This is a genomic window from Parabacteroides goldsteinii, from assembly GCF_020091425.1.
Taxonomy (GTDB): domain Bacteria; phylum Bacteroidota; class Bacteroidia; order Bacteroidales; family Tannerellaceae; genus Parabacteroides; species Parabacteroides goldsteinii.
This window is the reverse complement of record NZ_CP081906.1, coordinates 896,319-919,596: the sequence shown is the minus strand read 5'-3', so window position 1 is coordinate 919,596 and position 23,278 is coordinate 896,319. Positions and strand designations below refer to the sequence as shown.

Annotated in this window: 12 protein-coding genes; all 12 read right to left on the bottom strand. The window is 39.0% G+C overall.

Annotated elements, in window-relative coordinates; all coding sequences use genetic code 11:
- Positions 1-54: 54 nt before the first annotated feature.
- The 12 genes from K6V26_RS04700 to K6V26_RS04640 all read right to left on the bottom strand — a co-directional run bounded on the left by K6V26_RS04700 (position 55) and on the right by K6V26_RS04640 (position 22,867).
- On the bottom strand, positions 55-1,302 hold the full coding sequence (locus tag K6V26_RS04700) for a DUF1015 domain-containing protein (RefSeq protein ID WP_046146666.1): 1,248 nt from the start codon (positions 1,300-1,302) through the stop codon (positions 55-57).
- 10 nt (positions 1,303-1,312) lie between these two features.
- Positions 1,313-2,236: an NAD(P)-dependent oxidoreductase gene (locus tag K6V26_RS04695; protein WP_010799991.1), complete on the bottom strand. Its 924-nt coding sequence runs from the start codon at positions 2,234-2,236 to the stop codon at positions 1,313-1,315.
- Positions 2,237-2,238: 2 nt separating this feature from the next.
- The gene (serC, locus tag K6V26_RS04690) at positions 2,239-3,306 is read right to left on the bottom strand and encodes a 3-phosphoserine/phosphohydroxythreonine transaminase (protein ID WP_224264716.1); all 1,068 of its coding nucleotides are present in this window, start codon (positions 3,304-3,306) and stop codon (positions 2,239-2,241) included.
- Between the two features lie 188 nt (positions 3,307-3,494).
- Complete coding sequence (locus K6V26_RS04685; RefSeq protein WP_048315981.1) at positions 3,495-4,766, bottom strand: replication-associated recombination protein A; 1,272 nt, start codon at positions 4,764-4,766, stop codon at positions 3,495-3,497.
- Between the two features lie 224 nt (positions 4,767-4,990).
- Complete coding sequence (locus K6V26_RS04680; RefSeq protein WP_048315984.1) at positions 4,991-6,154, bottom strand: site-specific integrase; 1,164 nt, start codon at positions 6,152-6,154, stop codon at positions 4,991-4,993.
- Between the two features lie 869 nt (positions 6,155-7,023).
- Positions 7,024-8,418: a RagB/SusD family nutrient uptake outer membrane protein gene (locus K6V26_RS04675; protein ID WP_044245754.1), complete on the bottom strand. Its 1,395-nt coding sequence runs from the start codon at positions 8,416-8,418 to the stop codon at positions 7,024-7,026.
- A gap of 20 nt (positions 8,419-8,438) precedes the next feature.
- Positions 8,439-11,294 carry a SusC/RagA family TonB-linked outer membrane protein gene (locus tag K6V26_RS04670; protein WP_262905164.1) on the bottom strand — a complete coding sequence of 952 codons (2,856 nt, stop codon included), beginning with the start codon at positions 11,292-11,294 and terminating at the stop codon, positions 8,439-8,441.
- A gap of 281 nt (positions 11,295-11,575) precedes the next feature.
- On the bottom strand, positions 11,576-12,787 hold the full coding sequence (locus K6V26_RS04665) for an ATP-binding protein (protein WP_224264715.1): 1,212 nt from the start codon (positions 12,785-12,787) through the stop codon (positions 11,576-11,578).
- Positions 12,788-12,930: 143 nt separating this feature from the next.
- Positions 12,931-14,397 (bottom strand): SusD/RagB family nutrient-binding outer membrane lipoprotein, encoded by a 1,467-nt coding sequence (locus K6V26_RS04660; protein ID WP_224264714.1) that lies wholly within the window; start codon positions 14,395-14,397, stop codon positions 12,931-12,933.
- A gap of 39 nt (positions 14,398-14,436) precedes the next feature.
- Positions 14,437-17,313, bottom strand: coding sequence for a SusC/RagA family TonB-linked outer membrane protein (locus K6V26_RS04655; RefSeq protein WP_229102445.1), 2,877 nt, complete (start codon positions 17,311-17,313; stop codon positions 14,437-14,439).
- Between the two features lie 781 nt (positions 17,314-18,094).
- Positions 18,095-19,687: a SusD/RagB family nutrient-binding outer membrane lipoprotein gene (locus K6V26_RS04645; protein WP_224264713.1), complete on the bottom strand. Its 1,593-nt coding sequence runs from the start codon at positions 19,685-19,687 to the stop codon at positions 18,095-18,097.
- A 12-nt stretch (positions 19,688-19,699) separates the two neighbouring features.
- Complete coding sequence (locus tag K6V26_RS04640) at positions 19,700-22,867, bottom strand: SusC/RagA family TonB-linked outer membrane protein (protein WP_224264712.1); 3,168 nt, start codon at positions 22,865-22,867, stop codon at positions 19,700-19,702.
- Between the last annotated feature and the right edge of the window lie 411 nt (positions 22,868-23,278).

Here is a 23,278-nt window from a genome sequence, read left to right as displayed (position 1 = left end):
ACCTATCAAAAAAGCCCCAGAGCAAAAGTTCCGGGGCTTTTCAATAGATCGTTATCATACCAATTTATGAATAACCAGTCCTGACCGCAATTTAGGTTCAAACCAGGTTGTCTTAGGAGGCATGATATTTCCGGTATCGGCTATATCCATCAACTGTTTCATTGTTACAGGATATAGAGCTAATGCCACTTTCATTTCGCCACTGTCTACACGGCGTTTCAATTCTCCCAATCCACGGATACCTCCGACGAAGTCTATACGTTTGTCTGAACGCAGGTCTTTAATACCCAAAACTTCGTCCAGGATCAGGTTGGAAGAGATCGTCACATCTAGTACACCGATAGGGTCATTATCGTTGTACGTACCAGGTTTAGCTGTCAATGAATACCACTTACCATTCAGGTAGAGGGAGAAGTTATGCAGTCCCGTTGGTTTATATATATCCGTACCTTTTTCTTCTACGGTAAAGTTCGTTGCCACTTTGGAGAGGAACTCTTCCTCCGTCAGTCCATTCAGGTCTTTTACAACACGGTTATAGTCGATAATCGTCAACTGATTAGCCGGGAAGCAGACAGCCATAAAGAAGTTATACTCTTCATCCCCGCGATGGTTCGGGTTTTGTTTAGCCTTCTCCGCTCCTACCAAAGCTGCCGCTGCCGAACGGTGGTGACCGTCCGCTATATATAATGAAGGCATTTCTTCGAATAGTTCGGTGATACGGGCAATATCTTTCTCTTCATCGATAATCCAGAAAGTATGACCGAAACCGTCCAATTCAGCCACGAAGTCATATTCCGGTGCATTAGCCGTATATTTCTTTACGATAGCATCCAGTTCGGCATTGTCAGGATAAGCAAAAAATACCGGTTCGATATTGGCATTGTTCACACGAACATGCTTCATACGATCCTCTTCCTTATCACGGCGTGTCAACTCGTGCTTCTTGATGTTGCCTTTCAGATAATCATCCACATAAGCGCATACGACCAGGCCGTATTGTGTATGTCCATTCATAGTTTGTGCATACACATAATATTGTTCTTTCTGATCCTGAACCAACCAACCTTTATCCTGGAACATCTGAAAGTTCTCGGCAGCCTTTTCGTAAACGGCCGGATCATGTTCGTCTGTTCCCACCGGGAAATCTATTTCCGGCTTGATGATATGGTATAAAGACTTTTCGTTGCCTTTCGCTTCTTCACGTGCTTCTTCAGAGTTCAACACATCATAAGGACGTGATGCGACATCTTTTATTAAATCTTTCGGAGGACGGATACCCTTGAAAGGTTTTATTTTTGCCATGGTAGTAGATTTATTTATTGACTCTAAACTTTTCGTTACCGTTCTGCAAGAAATCGACGATTTGTTTTGCAGCAGCAATACCGGCATTGATGTTGGCCTCAGCAGTCTGGGCACCCATCTTTTTCGGTGTACCGAAATAGCGGTCCGGATATTTGGCAGCCAGGTCTGCATCGATAGCCGGCTTGATATCCGTGATATATTTAAAGTCAGGACGTTCTTCCAGCATCTTTGCCAGACCGGCTTCGTCGATCACCTCCTTACGGGCCGTGTTTACTACGATGGCGCCTTTAGGCATAGAGTTCATCAATTCAAAATTGATAGAACCTTTTGTTTCGGCTGTAGCCGGGATATGAAGAGATACGATCTGGCACGTCTTGAACAGGTCGGCAGTGGAAGCAACCGCTTTTACACCATCCTTTTCAATCACTTCTGCCGGACAGAATGCATCATAAGCATATACATCCATACCGAAACCTTTTGCAATACGGGCTACATTACGTCCCACATTACCATAAGCCAGGATACCCAGCTTCTTGCCCATCAATTCTGTTCCGGAAGTTCCGTTATAGAAGTTTCTGACAGCATAGACCAACATACCGAAAACAAGTTCGGCAACCGCATTGGAATTCTGTCCCGGCGTATTCATTACACACACATTGTGGGCAGTGGCAGCAGCCAGATCCACATTGTCATAACCGGCACCGGCACGAACCACAATCTTTAATTCTTTGGCAGCATCCAACACCGGAGCATCAATGATATCACTACGGATAATCACCGCATTGGCATCTTTCACAGCATCCAGCAATTGAGCTTTGTCCGTGTATTTTTCCAGAAGAGCCAGTTCATAACCTGCACCTTCAACAACTTCACGGATACCTTTCACTGCTATCGCAGCGAAAGGTTTATCGGTAGCAACTAATACTTTTGTCATAATCAATGCTGTTTTTCAAATTCTTTCATTGTAGCAACCAACGCTTCCACACTGCTCTTCGGCATTGCATTATAAAGAGAAGCACGGAATCCGCCTACTGAACGGTGACCTTTGATACCTACCATACCGGCAGCAGAAGCAAATTTATTGAATTCGTCTTCCAATTCCTTATATTCATCGTTCATTACGAAACAAACGTTCATGATAGAACGGTCTTCTACGGCAGCAGTACCTTTGAACAATTTGTTGCGGTCGATTTCATCATACAGGATAGCTGCTTTTTCAAGATTCATCTTTTCAATAACAGCAACACCACCTAACTCCTTATACCATTTCAATGTCTGCAAAGCGGCAAAGATCGGGAACACAGGAGGCGTGTTGAACATAGAGTCCTTCTTGATATGTGTATTGTAATTCAACATTGTAGGAATAGCACGTTCTACATGTCCTAAAGCATCTGTACGGACAATAGCCAATGTTACACCAGCAGGAGCCAGATTTTTCTGTGCACCGGCATAAATTACATCATATTTAGAGATATCGATCGGACGGGAGAAAATATCAGAAGACATATCGGATACCAGACGTACATTCAGATCGGGATCATAACGCATCTCCGTACCATAGATCGTATTATTAGATGTAAAATGGAAATAGTCTGAATCTTCTGCGACTGCATAACCTTTCGGAATATAAGTATAATTAGCCTCTTTTGAAGAAGCTACAACATCAACTTCTCCGAATAATTTAGCTTCCTTGATCGCATTAGAGGCCCATGTCCCCGTATCCAGATAAGAAGCTTTTTTGTTCAACAAGTTGAAAGGAACCATACAAAACTGCATGCTGGCACCACCACCCAGAAATACAACCTCGTAACCAGCCGGCACATCCAGTAACTCTTTGATCAAAGCTCTGGCCTCGTCGTTTACTGCAACAAATTCTTTACCTCTATGAGATACTTCAAGAATTGATAACCCTGTACCTGCGAAATTTTCAACAGCTGCTGCTGCATTCTTAATCGTGTATTCGCTCAGAATAGAAGGTCCTGCAGAAAAATTGTGCTTCTTCATATCAATTTCTTTTTAATGTTATATATTATTTAAGTAACGTGTTTTTCGAAAACAGGCGGCTAATGTACGAATTTAATTGAAATTTGAAAACTGAATAGTGAAAATTATTAGCAAAAAGCCACTTTTTCCACCCATCCGACAACTTTATTCCAGTTAATCATCAATTTTCAATTATTAATTGTCAATAATCAAAACCGGTCTCCCCATAATTTCCTCATATGTTCGACCAGTTTTTGCTCAGCCGGATTATTTTGCCCTTTCCAAAAGTGCTGATCCTGTACTTCCTTAGGCAAATAGACCTGTTCAACAAAGTTGTTTTTATAATCATGTGCGTACTTATATTCTTTCCCATAGTCCAACTCCTTCATCAAAGTCGTCGGAGCATTCCGCAAATGAAGCGGAACCGGGAGGTTTCCCGTACGTTCAACCAATGCCAATGCATCATTTATAGCCATATAAGCCGAATTACTTTTAGGGCTGCAAGCCAGATAAACCGTAGTTTCCGCCAATATAATCCGTCCTTCCGGCCAACCTATCTTCTTCAGGGCATCAAAACAGGCATTCGCCAGCAATAACGCATTCGGATTAGCCAATCCTACATCTTCCGAAGCAGAGATAACCAACCGGCGGGCAATAAACTCAGGGTCCTCCCCTCCTGCCACCATACGGGCCAGCCAGTAAATAGCTCCATCGGGATCGCTTCCCCTGATCGATTTGATAAAAGCTGAAATAATATCATAATGCATCTCTCCGCCTTTATCATAAGCTGCCGGATTTTCCTGTAACCGGTCAACGACTTTTTGATCCGTTATCTCGATCTTATCCGTTTCTTCTGCCGAAATAACCAGCTCCAGTATGTTGAGCAGCTTCCGGGCATCTCCGCCGGAATAACGCAGCATGGCATCTGTCTCTTTCAGGACAATATCTTTATCCTTCAGTACGACGTCCTCTTTGATCGCCTTATTTAATAATGTAAGCAAATCATTTTTATCCAATGATTTCAGTACATATACCTGACACCTGGACAAGAGCGGACGGATCACTTCGAAAGAAGGGTTTTCCGTTGTAGCTCCAATCAACGTCACCACACCCGTTTCCACTGCATTCAGCAAGGAATCTTGCTGGGATTTGCTGAAACGATGTATTTCATCAATAAACAATATAGGAGATACGGTATTAAAAAAGCGATTGCTTTTCGCTTTTTCAATCACATCACGCACATCCTTCACCCCCGAATTAATAGCACTCAATGCATAGAAAGGAGCCTCCAGCTTATTGGAAATGATCTGTGCCAATGTTGTTTTACCAACACCCGGCGGTCCCCAAAGAATAAAGGAAGGGACGCGACCTGCATCTATCATTTTCCTTAACACGGCTCCTTGCCCTACAAGGTGTTTTTGTCCGATATAATCATCCAACGTTTTCGGACGTAATCTCTCTGCTAAAGGTTGATTCATCATGCAGACAAAAGTCGGATATTTTATTTACTTTTCAAAGTATAACCTGCTGAAAAATTCACTTACAAATAAATGTTTGAGAACAGAATTTTACAACAAAAGGAAAGCCTCAGGGAGTCAAAACCGGAGCGACACCCCATGCGGGCTAACATTTTGTCAACAAAACATTAGAGAACCCAGAAAATCCCTCATAATCTCCCCACGTTCCCTAATGCCATTATCCAATATCATTTAATACTTGACAAACTCGAAAGATCACGTACTACTGTCATATCCATAATATTACTGTATATCTCCGTCGTACGTACACTTTTATGCCCTAAAAGCTTCTGCACTGTTGTTATATTCGCGCCATTATATAATAATAATGTAGCATTCGTATGACGGGCAGTATGGAAAGAGACTTTTTTGTCTATATTCGCCATCTTACAAATTCGACGGAGTTGCTTGTTCACATTCGAATTTGAAGAAGCCGGCATATCGAACAAGGTCCACGGATTATTCTTATAACGTTCATAAATCGGAAGAGATTTTCCGTCAAACAATAAGAATAAGGGCAAACGAACATTAACATCCGTTTTGATAGATGAATAGATCAACCAAACCTTATCATCAATAATGAGAAAGTTCTCCCTCGTGATACTGACTATATCCGAAAAACGAAGTCCGGTATAGCAACTGAACAAGAACATATCTAATGTTCGTTGCAGCGTACGGCGGCCTTTCAGGTTAAGGCTTTCCAGCTGTTCCAATTCTTCCGGTGTAAGATGAGTTCGCTTGCTTTCCATATACTTGATCTTGTACTTACGGAAAGGATAGCGATGCAAATCAAACAGATCTTTATTGATTGCCAGATTGATGTAACGCTTCAAATGCTTCATATGTTTGGCAATCGTATTCCGGTGATATTTATTTACCAACATATAATGCTCAAGATCGCAAAGGAAATTAAAACTCAAATCATTAAAACTCACATCCGTTTTAAATGAAGAGAGAACCTGCAATGTCGAAAAATGATTCTTCAACGTTGAGGGTTTCAGATTACTTTGAGTAATCTCATTTTTCATAAACAGAGAAAAAGAAGTCTGACCTGCTTCAGGTTTCTCTTTCAGATCATTCAACGAAAATTCCTTACCGGTATGTACAATTTCCAGTTCCAGCTGTTCTAATTCTGCAATAAAATTAGCCAGATACTGATTTAAAGAGTCCATATTAGGATGGTTCTTCACTGCTTTTCTCTTTGCATCCCACTGGAAAGGCTTGACATAGACCTTTGTCGAAAAATACTTTTTCTGCTTATTCAAGTACGCTTCTACCTGAACCAAAGCTTTACCTTCTGAGTTTAACTGCTTTTTGCGGTTAAATACCAAGTTATAAATTACTTTTTCCATGATATATATTTATTTTCTGAATGAAACACGAAGGAACAATAATTAGTTCTTTCTTATGTCTAAGACAAATTAAAAATTTGTTATTACTTATTTACCGGAGTTCCAAAGAGACAAAATCCCCACCTAGACTTGCCTTAAAAAACAATTGATCCGAATAACTCATTTCTACTATGAGTCTGCAAAGATAAAAGAGACTTACTAATCATAAAAAACAAAAAACAAGAAGAAGCTTTCCGAAATGGATACAAAAAAGACTTTTTTACTTAATCTGTTCAGAAAGTGAAACACAAAGAATCTATTTTTTTGATGATTGAAAGAAAAAATAAAAAGTGTAGCGTTTACCAATATCCCCATTAAAGAAAACAGTTTTAGCCAAGTTGACAGCCGTGAGTGAAGTATTGAAGAAAAAGAGGTAGAACCACTCCTCTATACAGAGGATAATCAAAGAGTAAGAGTCAAAAGATGAAGAATGACACCTAAATTCATAAAACATAAATTTGTATGAATAAGCAGGAAATGAGAAACGGGTAGGCATCCGTTCGCCATACCTTGCCTATCCGTTGGAAGATAAGCGTATGTTTTTTTCCAAGAATACGTACGGCTTTTTCCCAGACTTAGCTGCGCTATCATGCCAGTACTACTATGTCATCTTGCTAGCGTAGTAGTGTCAATACCATTACCCCGGACAGATTGAGAGATGAATGTAAAAAGAAAGGCTGTACCGTAAAACATAATTACGACACAGCCTCTTATAATTTGTTACCAGTAATTTTATTTACTTATGATTCATTTTTACCGTTCAATCTTCAAAAAACCGATTCTGTATATTCTATCATATTCATAATATCCAAAGAGAATCCTTTATCGGATTAATATTGCGGATTCTGAATCAAAATAGAAGGAGCTAAGTCTATCTCTGCTTGCGGAATCGGTAATATTGTACGATAATCATTATATTTGATTTCTCCGACATATGGATTGACGACAGACTTTTTATTTCTCCAATAATCGAATGACATACTATTTTCTGCCATTAATTCAATACGACGTTCGAACAATATATCATCCAATGTTACACTTTTTACTTCTACATAATCTGAAATACGATTTTTACGCAATGTATTTACATACGAAACAGCATCCCCGTTGGTTTTCAATGCCGCCTCTGCTGCAATCAGGTAAACCTCGGATAAACGTATGATCTTGGGATTGTTTACATAAATATTATTGTCACGTCCCGGATATTTGGCTGGATATATTCCAGGGTTTGCACCCTCTTCTTGATTATCGATCAAACCAGAACGAATATCTTTAGGATTAGCAATCAAATATTTATACAAATCGCTGGATTCTTCAAAAGCACATTCTCCATAACCATCAGAAGAACAATAATAACCAACAGCATTACGCTGTGCATTATAGTTAGTAGTGATAGTCATTTCAAACAATGATTCGGTAGTGTAAGTCAATCCCCATGATTTCAAATAATTATCAATTGTATAAAGAGAGTATTCTTTACAAGCGATAACATCATTTGCATCTTTCAATGCCGCTTCGTTGTTTCCATAATAAAGATTTGCACGAGCACGAAGAGCCAGCGCAGCCCAATAGTTGATATGCCCGTTGTTTGCTTCTTTTGTCAACAAAGGAATAGCCGTATCAAAATCTTTCAAAATCTGGTCGTATGTTTCTTTCAATGTTGTACGTGGAGCAACATATCCAGGTTCATACACTTCAAGAGACAACACAAGCCCCGTATTACCTGCATTAATATCATCGGATATTGTCGGAATCTGGCAAAACATACGAGCCAGATCAAAATGAAGTAATGCGCGCCAAGCATACAACTGACCTTTATAATCATTGAATGTAGCCTCATCTTCTTCTGCCACGACTAAAGCATCGGCAGCAGCTAAAGCCTTATTTACATTAGCGATTGCTTTGTAAAAATAATAATAAGCCCAATCAGGAATATCATCTTTTTGAGTAATCGTGTAACGAGATAACGGACCGGCTTGATTGTTATTACTTAATGCTTTAAAATCCGAACCTCTCAAATCGGCATAGATCGCAAAATCGGCACTGTATGTCATACGGTCTTCCGACATCAAATAATAAATTCCATTTACAGCATTGCCAAAATCATCTAATGAAGTAATTGCCTCTTCAACAGGTAGAGATGTTGATGGGTTTTTCTCCAAGAAGTCGCTGCAAGATGTAAATATACTACTGATGAAAGCACCTATTAATAATATCTTTTTCATATACATTTCTTTCTTTTTAATTATAATTCAAAGTTCAAGCCAAACATAAATGATCTTGTCGGCGGTGTATCGACTTGCCGATAACCATTCACATCTACATCCGGATCAATATAATCGCTTGCACAATAAATCAAGAATGGATTGTTGGCTTTAAAGAATACACGTAGGTTATTGATGTATTTCTTGGAAACAGGAACCTTATAACCGAATGTGATATCACGCATACGAATATTGTTTGTTGATTTAATTGTACGTGAAGAGAAACGGTCTGACCGATATGGGTTGTTATATATCGGTCTCGGGTTGTCTACCACATCACCAGGAGCTTTCCAATAGTTTCCTGCAACCTCTTTTGACACACTGAAGTTTCCGATACGCATACCATCACTCTGTGACAAGAAATAAGCCGGATAATCAAACAAGCTTGCACCGGTTTGGAATGAAATCATAAAAGATAAATCAAAATTCTTATAGACAAACGTATTTGTCATACCACCAATCCAGTCCGGAATAGCTTTCCCAACAATCGTATTTCCGGCTTTTGTATAATAGTTCGTCACATTGCCATCTTTTACAACCTGACCGTCTACTACCGCATCACGGCTGTTTAATGAAGGATCAATGTAGAATTCTCCTAAACCAGTTTCCGGATTAACACCTAACCACTGTGGCAGATAGAATGTGTGCATAGATTCTCCTTCGCGGAGCAGATACATGTTACCATCACCATACATGATGTCATTACCTTCTGGCAGCGACTTTATTTTATTATTTTGTTTAGTTACGTTGAAATCGGTAGTCCAAGTAAAATCTTTTGTCTGGATATTGGTAGAACCGATTGTAAGTTCTACACCGTTATTTTTGATTTTACCAAGATTTTGCCAGTTAGTACTGAAACCAGTAATATATGAAGTCGGTACTCTAAAGAGCAAATCGGTTGTTGTCTTGTCATAATATTCAAGAGACACATTGACACGATTATATAAGTTCCAGTCAATACCGATATTGAAGTTTTTGGATTTTTCCCACCCCAGATTAGAGTTACCTGCACTACCCCAATAAATAGCACTGGCATCACCATAACCGCCACCAAAAGAGTAAGTAGCCAAATTGGCGTAATAGTCGCTGGGTAAGTTACCATTTGTACCAAAAGAGGCACGTAGTTTCAAATCACTGAATAGAGGATTGTCAGACAAAAAGTCTTCTCCACTAATTCGCCATGCACCAGAAACAGACCAAAAGTTAGCCCAGCGGTTATTCTTTCCTAAGCGAGAAGAACCGTCACGACGGAAACTTCCAGACAGATAATATTTGTTGTCGAAATCATAATTTACATTGGCAAGTACAGACATGATAGACGAACCGTATGTCGAACTTGATACGTTATAAGGTTGTCCGTTTGCCAATTCCGGAAGTTTGTCTGTCGAATATGATTTGGCAGAAGCCACGGTCAGCAACAGACTACGGTCTTCAATTTCGTAACCAACCAATGCACGGATGTTGTGTTTGTCGAAGTTGCCATTGTAATTTAAAGTGGTAGAGGATGTCATTGTCTTATTCGTATAGTCTGTTCGGTATCCTAAACCATTCAAAGAAGCCCCATTTACACTACTCGGCGCCCAAAATTCACGTTCCTTATTATCAATATAGTCATAACCAAAGATAGTCTTGGCAGAGATTCCATAAGGAAGAGAAACTTCCGCTTCAAAATTTGTCATACTTCGTAACATTTCAGAAGTAACCGTTTCTGCGTTAGGACCAGTTGATTCGCCTAACATCAGGTTGGGATTTGAAATATTTGATTTCAAACCTGCATTCGGATTATATGAACCGTCTTCCAATTTGTTTACAGCTGTTGGGTCCATAGAATACAAGATAGAAAGAGGAGAACTTGTTCCCATTCCTTGCTCCTGGTCATTTTGGTCACGAAAACCATTGGTATTTGTGAATGATAACATTTGACGGGCGTTAACGCGTAGCCAATCGAAAGCCTGGTGGTCAATATTGATACGTCCGCTATAACGTTCAAAATCACTACCGGCAACGATACCTTTCGTCTTATTGTATCCGAAACCGGTGTAGAATTTTGTTTTCTCATTACCACCGCTAATAGCAACTTGGTGGTCTGTGATCATGCCGTTTCTATATACTTCTTTTTTCCAATCTGTATCAATATCGGAATCATAATTCCAAAAGAAATCAGGCGTATTTTCGTCAGAAAAAGCATTAGCGTCTGCTTCGTTCATGCCGCCTCTGAATATTGCATAGTTCTTGATGCCTTCCCAATAGTATTCTTTTAATTCGGCTGCATTCATCAGGTTGTATTGATTTTTTACTGCCATATTGGTCCAGCCGGTTTCCATATTGTAGGTAATTTTTGTTTTACCTTGTTTACCCTGTTTAGTTGTAATGATTATTACACCGTTGGCAGCACGGGATCCATACAAAGAAGCAGCAGCGGCATCTTTCAGTACCGTTAAGTTTTCAATATCATCCGGATTGATGGATGATAATACGGATTGAGATTTCAACCCGGAAGTCACATCATTGTTTACAATGGCAACCCCATCAATGACATACAGAGGCTGGCTGGAAGCACTGATCGAACTGATACCACGGATTTGGATTCTTTGGTCAGCACCAGGATCACCGGTTGATCCTCCGACACGAATACCTGCCACTTTCCCTTGTAAAGATTTTACAAAAGACTCTTTTTGTGCTGACAATTCCTCAGATTTGACAACAGAAGCAGATCCGGTAAAAGAAGCCTTTTTCGTAGTACCATACGCAACCACCATCACTTCATCAAGTTGTTGGTTATCACTTTCCAATACAATCTTTAATATTGGCTTAATTACAACCTCTTGGCTTTTCATACCGACATACGAAATCACCAGAGTCTTTGCAGAACTTAGTCAATCGTAATATGTTGATTAACAACAGTTTATAAACACTAAACAATTCGGTTATTTTTGCTATAATAAGCTTATTCAATCTCTTTTTATCAAACAAATATATTGTAAAACATCTGATTACCAGGTGTTTGATATTTTTGTATACAAAAACAGGTAGAATTTGATATTATAAAACTAATACTCAAATTCTACCTAAAAAAGATAGGAATATCTAATTCCTGTATATAAATCGATAGAAAAAATTACTTGAATTCTCGTAAAAACTTCCGTATTGGAATTTGTTTTATTCCTTCATAAGAACTACCCTCCAGTTCATCCATTGTAATAACCATTTTGGGATAATTGTCTTTAATAGCCAATAGATTTCCGAATTCTCTTTCATGAGTTTTTGGGTCCATAACAGAGTAGGCTACCTGAACGTATATTTTTTCACCATCTTTCTCACCGACAAAATCAATTTCTCGATCTCCATCTCTTCCGACCAAAAGGTTATAACCATTGACAAGAAGGTGATGGCAAACGATATTCTCCAATACTTGTCCTATATCGTTAGGTCTGAAAGGACGTATTGCGTGGCGTATGCCCAAATCTTCAAAATAATACTTTTCTCCGATTTGGAACTGGCGTTTTCCTTGAATATCAGCTGGTCGTAATCTTTTTACAAAATAAGCATTGTTTAAATAGGTTAGATATTCTAATATTGTCTTTGGAGGTAAATCAACACGTTGGGATTTAAGATATTCACTTATTTTATTTGCAGAAAACAGATTTCCTATCGTATCAGCCAGATATATGGTTAAGTCTTGCAATTGTCTGACATTTCTGATGCTGTACCTATTTACTACATCTTTTAGAATAATCGTATCATAAATGCTTCTGAGATAATCCGATACTAATAGCTCATTGAAAGGGAGATTGATCAGATAGGGTAATCCTCCAAATTTATAGAACTTCGTAAAAGAGTCAGAACTATCTTCCAGTTTGTGGAACTGTAAAAACTCATTATAAGTAAGGCTGTATACTTTGAATTCAATATAACGGCCACTTAAATAAGTAGCCAACTCACCGGAAAGCATGTTTGCATTACTACCGGTGCAATATATATCATAGCCCCCTTCCGCAAAAAAATGCCGTAGTGCTTTCTCAAAGTTTGTGATATCCTGCACTTCATCAATAAACAGGAAGCATTTATCATTTAGATTATTACGTTTTTGAGTTACATAATTTACCAGATCAGAATAATCTTTTAAACCATCAAACTCGAATAATTCCTTATTGATATAAATAAAGTCTGAAGAAGGATATGACAAACGTATATAGTCCATTAACTGGAATATAAGAAAACTTTTTCCGACACGACGTTGTCCTGTCAGCACCTTTATCATCTGCGTATTTACAAATGGCTTGATACGATCAAGATATAACTCTCTTTTATAAAACTCCGGAATCCTCATGGCTTATTACTTATAAGTAAAACTTTTCGCAAAAATAGTGATTTTATTTCGTATAAGGAATAAAAAGATTTCTTTTGAACAGAAAATAAAAAAGCGAGAATGCCATATAGTCATCCTCGCTTTTTATTAAATTATAATATAGATTATTTATCAAACCACATCGCATCCCATATTTTAGGTGAATCTTTTGGAGCATTCGGATTTGTGCTTAATTCGTCCGGAGAATATTCCCAACGACGAATCAAATCTTTAGATGATGCTTCTGCTGGTACAGTCAGAGCAGGAACTTCATTGCCTTGTGTACCGGAACGACGCCATTGAACAAATGCTTCAAGAGGTCTGTCCATTAAATCAATCCACTGTTGCATATGAATTTCGTAAAGAGCTTCACTTTCTGATAATTTAGACAAATCTGGTAAATTAGATAAAAATGTTTTTGTTGCTTCTGTATCTGCTTTATAATAATTACATGCTGCCTGCACACCAGCCTGGAATAATTCATTCGCTTTAGCCAAATCTTTAGTTACACCGATACCACGGGCATACACTTCTGATTCCAGAAGTAATTGTTCCTGATAGGAATAAAGAACATCCGGACAATCTTTTCTATATAGATAGGAACTGATAGCCGATGAGTAAATGTTTCCGTCTTCGTCATCTTCTGCATCCTGACGGGTGTCAAGAGCTCTGAATACACCATCATGTCCCGGATCGAAATAGCGTGGAATACGTGAGTCTGCGTATTTTTCCATTGGTTTAAATACATTGTTATGTGCAAAAAACATAGTATTGATACCTCCGGTATACTTTGCCAGAATTCCATATTTAGGATTTTCATTTCCTGCTGTTTCGGAATATTGGAATTCCATATTTCCGGCAGCAGAAGAGATCATTTTCTTTTCATCCATCATCTTTTTGATATCATCGGCTTTGCTGGGATCTGCATCCACCATAACCATTAATGTACGGAATTTAAAAGAATTAGCAATCGCTATCCATTTGGACATATCTCCCTTAAAATAAGGGTCATATTCGTCAATGCAGTTTTTATCATTGATATCAATCATTGCCAGTGCTTGGTCCAGCATATCAATAACACCATTTAAGACATCTTTCTGATCATCGAATTTCGGATATTTAATTTCTTTTTTCCATGCTTCAGAGAAAGGTACATCTCCATATATCATAGTTGTTTCATAAACCTGCATAGCTAACAGTATTAAACACTGTGCTTCTGCATTTTTATTTTCCGGAACACTATTTTGTGCTTGCTGTATGGCCAATTGAAGGTTGTTACCACATACGGAATAGTAACTAACCCATGTGTTTCCTAAGCTATACGTGCTGATAACATAATAAGCTTCGCCCCAACCACCATAATTGTCACCTCCGTCAGCTTGCGACTGAATGGATTGTGAGAAAGGAATGTAAGAGTCACCTCCAATACGATTACCGGACCAGTTAACAGCAGCATAGTTGAACAAATACCCTGCTTCCACTTTCTCTGCTGTATTCGGATTATTGTTTACATCTAACCAATCACTGCAACTGCTGAGTGTACTGCAAACAACCAGCAATAGAAGTATATATATATTTATTAGATTTTTCATTTTATTTACTGTTTAATTTTAGTTGAAATAATGAATTAATTACAACGTCAGTTTCAAATTAAATCCGAAGCTACGTGTTGCAGGAATACTGTTGAATTCTACACCTTCACCAATTTCAGCCGTACCAAAGAAGTTAGCTTCCGGATCAATATGGGGAACATGAGATTTGATCAACCATAAATTACGACCTTCAAATCCTAGATCCAAAGATTTGATAAAGAAATCCTTAAACCATTTTCTGGGTAATGAATAGGAGAATGTTAACTCTCTCAGTTTTACATAAGAAGCATCAAAAACACAGCCTTCTGTATTAGATGTTTTTGCCATATGACTCCAATAGTCCTGCATATTTTTAACAGGGACATCATTTGGACGGCTAGTTCCATCCGCATTCATAATAACTCCTGATTCAATGTATTGGTCTTCACGTCCTACAGCTGTTTCAGCAGAGAGACCGAGTGATCTTAAAGAAGAAACTGTTCCTGAATAAAGACTTCCACCCTGGCGAATATCAATTAGGAAGCTAAGGTTGAATCCTTTATAAGAAAGACTATTATTGATACCCATTGTAAAATCAGGATAGATATCACCTAAACGAACATTGTTTTCTGTTTCACGTAAACCTGTTTTTTCGTTGATAATAAAGTTTCCCTGGTCATCACGTTTCCATCCTGTTCCATACAACCCGAATGACTCGCCAACCTGTGCCTTTACCTGTAAACCACTCCATCCGGAAGTCAATGTATAGTTTGTCATTCCTTCTGCCAACTCATTTACAGTTTGTTTATTAGATGCAAAGTTTATGTCCAAATCCCATTTCCAGTCACGTGTACGGACAGGGGTTAATCCAAGACTGATTTCAATACCATTGTTCGTTAATTTACCGGCATTGATATTATTTGTAAAATAACCGGTAGAACGAGGTACATCTATAGAAACAATCTGATCTGTTGTTACATTACGGTAATAAGTAGCATCTAAACGTACACGATTGTCAAAAAATCGTAGATCGGCACCAATTTCAAATGCAGATTGATTTTGAGGCTTCAGATCTTCCAGAGGGAAAATACGCGGTCCGGTAAAACCAACTAAACCATTATGTGGCAAAGTGTTTACAATACTATACTGCAAAAAATATGTGTTTACAGCTTTATATTGGAATGCCAACTGATAAGGTTTTTCATCGCTACCAACGTTTGCATAGTTTATACGGAATTTACCAAAGTTCAGGATGTCTTTATTTTCCATTAACTCTGTAAAAACAAAAGCGGCACTTACTGAAGGATAGAAATAAGAACGATTGTTGACAGGTAAAGTAGACGACCAGTCGTTACGTCCTGTTACATTTAGGAATGCCATACTTTTGTAACTGAAGCCCAAATCGAAATAAATACCCATAAGGCGTTTGATTTCGTAGTAGTTTACGGGACTTGTTGCTTTTGCATTTGTATAAGTATAAAGACCATCGACGATCAAACCATTTGCCAATGTATTGTTATTAGTCCATTCGCGCTGATTGATATTATGTCCGAAAATACCTTTGATTCCGAAATCATCAAATGTCTTTTCGTATGTAACCATCAAGTCGTTATTAACAATTCTATTAGCCAAGTCCCATGTTTGGAATTTACCTTCCATTTCGCCAACAGTTCCTTTTGCATATATCTTACGTCTGGTTTCGTTATAGAAGTCAGTTCCGGCATTGTTTGAGATAGTCAATCCTTCGAAAGGCTTATATGTCAAAATGATATTGCCGATGACACGATCCATTCTTGTCGTATATTTATTTTTGTTGATAATCCAATAAGGGTTATTACTTTTTCCGTCAGGATCCAGAGTAATTTGTTTTCCGTATTCGTCCACCCAATTGTTTTTAATATCGCGTGTATCAACAGTTCTTGGCAATCCATTTACCAGAGGCACTAACAAGTTCGGGTCGTTTGAACCTTGTGCGGCACGTCCTTTGGAATCATTACGTACGTATTGTGCAGAGACACGGGCTGAAAATTTTGAGTTGAAATCCATTCCGGCATTTACAGAAAAACTATATTTATTATAATCAGACTCCGGTATAATACCTTTCTGGTTAACAGAAGAGAAGCTGGTTCTAAAATCTGCTTTTTCACCACCACCGGCAACAGATACGTTATTGATATAACTCATACCTGTTTGGTAAAAGTCTTTTACATTATCCGGATATGCTTGTAAAGTTACTTTTTCTCCTTTATAGTTATTATATTGCATACCGTCGGCAGCAGCTTTAGCAATGTTCGGTCCCCAACCGTTCAAACTCTTAACGTTGTATTCTCCGTAGTTACCTTGAGCATATTCATTTTGGAATTCAGGTAATTTAGCTACGTTCTCAAATCGCGTAGAAGAATTTACGGTAATGAATGTCTTCATGTTCTTGCTACCTTTTTTAGTTGTGATAACAATTGCACCATCTTTTGCACGTGCTCCATACAACGCTGTTGCAGCTGCCCCTTTCAGGACATTGATAGACTCAACATCATCTGAACTGATGTCGCTGGCACGGTTACCGGCATCGACGTTTCCTGTGATATCATCAGGATTATAAGCACCATTATCAATAGGTAAACCATCAACAACAAACAAAGGTGAAGAGTTCGTACCAATAGAGGAAGCTCCGCGAATTTGAATTTTTGCAGCTCCGCCCGCAGTACCAGAGGACTGTCCGATACGTACACCTGCAACTTTTCCAGATAAAGCATTTACTACATTACTTTCACGCGCTTTGGTAATCTCTTCTCCTCCTACGCTCGACACAGCATAACCCAATGATTTTTCAGAACGTTTAATACCGATAGCTGTTACAACAACTTCGTCTATATTTTGAGTATCAGAATTTAATCTGATATTCAAAACAGCCTGAACAGCGACTTCCTGAGTTTTCATACCTACGTACGAAATTACCAGAGTCTTTGCAGAACTCAGTTAAATATAATATTTTGATTATCAGATATTTAGGTAAATATCAAAATATTTATTTTTCTGATAATAAACTCTGATTTCAACAATAGGACAAATAGCACAATCAATATATACAACTGTAATACTGATGTTTACATTTTTAGCATATAACAAATGGTAGAATTTGATATTATGAAATATAATACTCAAATTCTACCTTATTACATAAATCTTCAGATATGCTTTTTCCCGTATCTGTAAAGCGTGTAAAAATGAACGAAACCCAATCCTACCTATTTTGTACAAAAACAGGATATCTCCTAATTTGTAACAAGGCATGCTGTAATCATTAAAAATATCCGGCAACATCTGCCGTTTAAAACATCTAATTAACTAATTTGAAATCGACCTATTTCAAATCAATTGATTAGATGCGGACTTTCTTCTCAAAAGTATCCTGTCTATTGAGCAATTTATCCCTATGTCTTTTTAATTACTATGCATACTAATTTAAATTACATCGGCAGGTAATCAATGGTTGATAACCATCAACCGTTTGGTTCATAATTATCGACCGATTGGCTCACAATTATCAACCATACGGCCGATAATTATCAGCCGCTGATTTCGTCAGCTTCTAATATAAGAAATAAAGCTATAAGTTGTTCATAAGCAAAGGAATAAATAATAATGTGTTACAATAAAAAAAATAGGGCGTATCGTAATCGCCGATACACCCTATTCCTGTCTTTATTACTTTCTATTCTCAACGGCTTCCGCCTGCCCACCAAACGGGTTCAGTGTAAACATATTGTCCGTCACCAAAAGCTGTTTTTATAGCCGGGTTGGCAAGCACATCGTCTGCACCGTATCCGAAACGATACGGGAATCTGTTGGTATTTAATGGGTTCTTCAGTTCAACGAATTCTTCACCGGCACCTTTCATACGACGGTAATCGCAATATGCTTCGGTAGACTCGCCTGACGCTCCGAAAAATGATAGGTATTTCTGAATCATTGTTTCTTTCAGAGGATTGACTGCGAACAGAGGTTTTACGCTTTTCTCGAAATAATCTTCTGCAACATCTGCGCCCAGGTTTACTTCGCCGCCTACCCAATTCTCAGTAGCATCTATCAGCATGTTTTCTGTATTTGCAAATCCGGCAATTACTGCTTCTTTCAATGCTGCTTCCGCTTCGTTTTTTCTTCCTAAGCGGCAAAGCGCCTCTGCTTCAAGGAATTTCACTTCGTGATAACTGATTAACTGCGTAGGAGTAGTGATTGCCCATAAGGCCATAGACATACCATAAATATTCTGTACTTCATCCGGAGTCCCGTTGGGTGCGAAATTGATACTTTCAATATCAGTAGCCTGGTCTCCACCATATCCGTAAACAATATATCCTGTCGGGTCCGGTTCGATAAATGCCTGAGGTGCTCTCGGGTCATTTCTTTCTACGAACTTGTCTATCAGGCTTTCGCTGGCTGCAAAACTGTTACGGCTATAGCTGAAACCCCATAATGGGTTTACCTGAGAATCTCCATCGTAAATAGTTAATTTACATTCTTCGGCAGCAGACTTGAATGAGTTGTTTACATAAGTAAGAATATCTTCCAAATCTTTTGTCTTATTACTGCTCTTGTTAAGCAGGCGCATTGTATAACGTGCTTTCAACGCATTTGCGGCCTTGTACCATGCACTGGCTTTACCGGAATAAATATAGTCTTTTGAACCGACTGCACCTGACAGACCTTCATCTTTGGCATTACCGCCGTCCAAAAGAATGATGGCTTCGTCCAGATTCTTATAAATTTCTGTGTAAATAAACTCCTGTGTATCTATTTTCGGCTGCATATAAGCCGGAGTTCCGTCAGGATTCAAGATACCGGTTTCGGTGAAAGGTGTATCACCGAAGAAGTCCGTAACAATGGCTGCATTGTAGGCCAGATAAATTCTAGCAATAGCTTCAGTCACCACATTTCCTTGTTCGGAAGGGTCTTCCTGGCATTTCTGAATGGCTATTTTAGCATTTTTGATATTGGAATAAACTGTTCCCCAGACATTGTTATAGGTCGTTGCGATAGTCGGCTCCCCTGTGCGTACTTCCGCTCTGTACATCTGATTACTGATGCCTGTTTCATGTTCCATGTAAACAGACGAGTAAAGAGAGAAGTCTCCACCAACTACACCAAATCCGGTGCTGACTCCCAGGTCTGTAATCAGAAACTTAGCAGGAGCATCCGTCGGGTTATTCGGGTTGTTATTAACCTTGTCCATCGCATCTTCCGTACAGGAAGTAATGCTGAATGCAGTCAGGAATGAAAAAGCTAACAGCTTTCCTATTTTATTTATTTTCATTTTGCGTACGAATTAAAATTTAACATTGACTCCAAAACCGTAACTGGCTGTTTGAGGCATTGAATAGTCTTCAAATGCACCAGACATGTTGTTGTTACCCTGGCTGGCTTCCGGGTCTAAATCAGGAACCTGTGCCCAAATAAGAATATTTCTTGCGAAAACATTCAGAGTAACTTGCATCCAATTGCTTTTGAATACCGGATAGCTTACTGCTACTTCGCGAAGTTTAATGAATGAATTATCATAGATTGAAGATTCATCAATATTATTCAGGATACTATAATAATTTTGCTGTGCATTTGCACCTGTAATGCCAATATCATTTTTTGTACCGTCTTCTTTATACCCATCAAAGATGATAGTTCCTTCACGATTTTCAGTTCTCTTGCTTACACCATAATAATCTGCCAGACCGGATGTTCTGCTATACATTTGTCCGCCTTGCTTCCAGTCTAATACTGCACTGATTGTACAATCCCACAGACGTAATGTAGTGTTAAAACCCATGATAAAATCAGGCGATACCTTACCGATAACCTGTGCTTCACCGGCTATTGGAAGACCGTTTTCATCAACCAGACGATTGCCGTTAGCATCTCTCTTATAACCGACACCGTATATTACCGGATATTTTTCGCCGGCAGCAGCACGTACCTGCGGAGTTACATAACCACCCAGGCTGATATTTTCCACTCCCGGAGCAAGTTCGTCAACGTAGTTGTCCATTTTGGTCCAGTTGAAACCGAAGTCCCAGTTTATGTCTCTCGTTCTGATCGGATTGAAAGACAAAGTGATTTCATGTACGTTCGTATGAAGTTTACCACCATTTGTCACTAGCTTGCCGGCTCCGGTCGATGAAGCCAGAGGCACATCGAATATCTGGTCTTTTACATTCTGACGGGAGAATGTATAATTTAATGTTACCAGGTTGTCGAAGAAACTTAGGTCTGTCCCCAGTTCATAAGAACGTGTATTCTGAGGTTTCAGATTCGGATCATAAATTTTGTAATAAGGCGTATAACCGTTACTACCGTTAATCGGATACAAGATTGGAGTTAAAGAATAGAAACCTCCTCCGTATGTCGGTACAGAATAAAAGTTTTCACGGAAATCACCGGCCTGTCCCACTTCTGCATAAGAAGCTCTAATCTTTGCGTGGTTAACGACATCGTTTTTCAGCGCATCCAGTTCTGTCAGGATAAAACCCGCAGAAACAGAAGGGTAGAAGAATGCACGGTTTCCGCGCGGCATGCTTGAAACATAGTCCTGACGCCCTGTTACGGTTAAATAAAGCATGTTTTTATAAGAAGCGGATACGTTTCCGAAGAATCCGACAGTTCTTTTCTTCCAGTGTTCGGATGAAGTGGACTGAGTCGTTGCATTGTCAATATGATTCCATCCCGGGAAGTTGTAACCTGTTCCGTATTCATAATATTTACCTCTGTTGCTCTGGATTACTTCGTTACCGGCAACTACATTCAATCCCCAGTCTTCGTTGATATTCCAGTCATAATTAATTGTCAGCAACGAGTTGTAGGTCGCATTGGTCCAACCGTAATTTTCGATTTGGCCTTTACCGCCTCCGGTGTTACTTCCGTAACCGTAACTATCGACATAGTCTGTTGTATACGAATCGACACCGAACATATATCTTACATTCAATGTATGGTCTGTCGTACCAAACTTCGTTTTGTAGTTTGCATACGCATTACCAAAGAAACGGTTTGTATTTTCAGTAAATTTGTTATTATCCATCGCCCAGTATGCCTGGTCGAATGCACCACGGAATGAGTTTTGTGTATAAGGGTCGCCTGCGATATGGCTAGGGATTCCTGCCAGGTCGTAGCTTGGAGGTGCTGAATAAACAGTTCTCAGCAAACCGTTACCCGAAGTAACTGCCTTATCGATTGCCGTAGTAATGTAATTACCGATGAATCCGGTAGTCCAATTGTCATGCAGTTTTGTTTCTGCACTTACTTTTACATTATATCTGTCCATACCTGTACTAGGAATGATACCATCCTGGTGAGTATTACCCAAGGAAACGGAATAAGAACTCTTATCCAAAGCCTGAGCGACATTTATAGAATTACTCCAGGTTACGCCGGTATCGAAGAAATCTTTGGCGTTGTCGTATGCCTGCGGTGTAGTCCAAGGGTCTAAACCAGCTGCGGCACGTTGAGGTTGATAATACATACCTTCATGATTTCCATATTCTTTAGTATATGCATTACTTGTATTTCCGCCATAAGTCGGGTCATTAGGAAGGTCAGTAATTTTAGGTCCCCATGACAAACTGTTAGTAGGACTGTATTTTCCCGAAGCTCCCTGTGCATACGTTTTCTGGAATTCAGGAAGGCGTCCGATTACATCGAAACTCAGGTTAGAAGAAAAACTAATCTGAGGTTTGCCTTTAGCCAGGCCTTTACCACTTTTAGTCGTAATAACGATTACACCATTAGAAGCACGGATACCATACAAAGCAGAAGCTGCCTGACCTTTCAGGATATTGATGCTTTCAATATCGTTAGGGTCGATATCCACCGCACGGTTTGCGAAGTCGGCACCGCTCACACTACCATTGTTCTGCAAATCCGTATCAACGTCAGGTGTACTTGTTACAGGCATACCGTCAATTACATACAGCGGAGTATTGTCACCGGAGAAAGAACGTGCACCACGGATCGTGATCTGAGAAGACGCACCAGGCATACCGGAAGACGGTTTGATATCCAAACCTGAAACTTTACCCTGCAAAGCGCCGGCTAAGTTTGAATTGGCAGCCTGAGTCAATTTTTCTCCCTTTACATCTTGGACAGCATAACCCAATGCTTTCTTTTCTTTAGAGATACCCATCGCTGTAACAACAACTTCATCCAGATTTTGAGTATCTGATTTTAAAACTACTCTTACATTCGGGGAAACGGGTACTTCTTGTGTAAGCATACCGACATAAGAAACTATCAGTACTTTACCGTTAGAAGGAACTTCCAACGTGAAGTTACCATCATAGTCTGTCACTGTACCGACCATTGTACCTTTCACAACAATCGACGCCCCAATAACCGGCAGCCCATCATCAGCGGAAATAACAGAACCTGCTACTTTCGTGTTCTGAGCAACCACAGTGCTTATACCTATTACGAGGCACAGCAGAATAAAAGTGAACTTTTTCATCATAAACACACATTATTTATTAAACTAATAGAATTTACCATGTATATACAAGTGCGATATAATTAGATAGTTAAGTGACAAAATAAGACTTGTTAAGATTTTATTTAGTCTTTGCAGAACTTGGTATAAAATGCGTAAACGAATCTAAAATCAAGGGCGAAAGATTTAGAAGAAGTAACAGGATATACATGTGGGTATCTTTTCAATGTATTTTCTATCTTGCTAGAACAGAAATAGAAATAACTTTATTTACTACTCATTTTCAAAAAAAGAGGGATTTGACTGACTATATTTTTTCACAGAAAATTAGTAGCCGATATTTTTTGACTTGCTTTGCGTTTCAATCCATCATCTCTATTTGGGGGCAAATGAAACGAAAAAATCGCGAGGCTTTTCTACCGGGGTGGTCCCCAG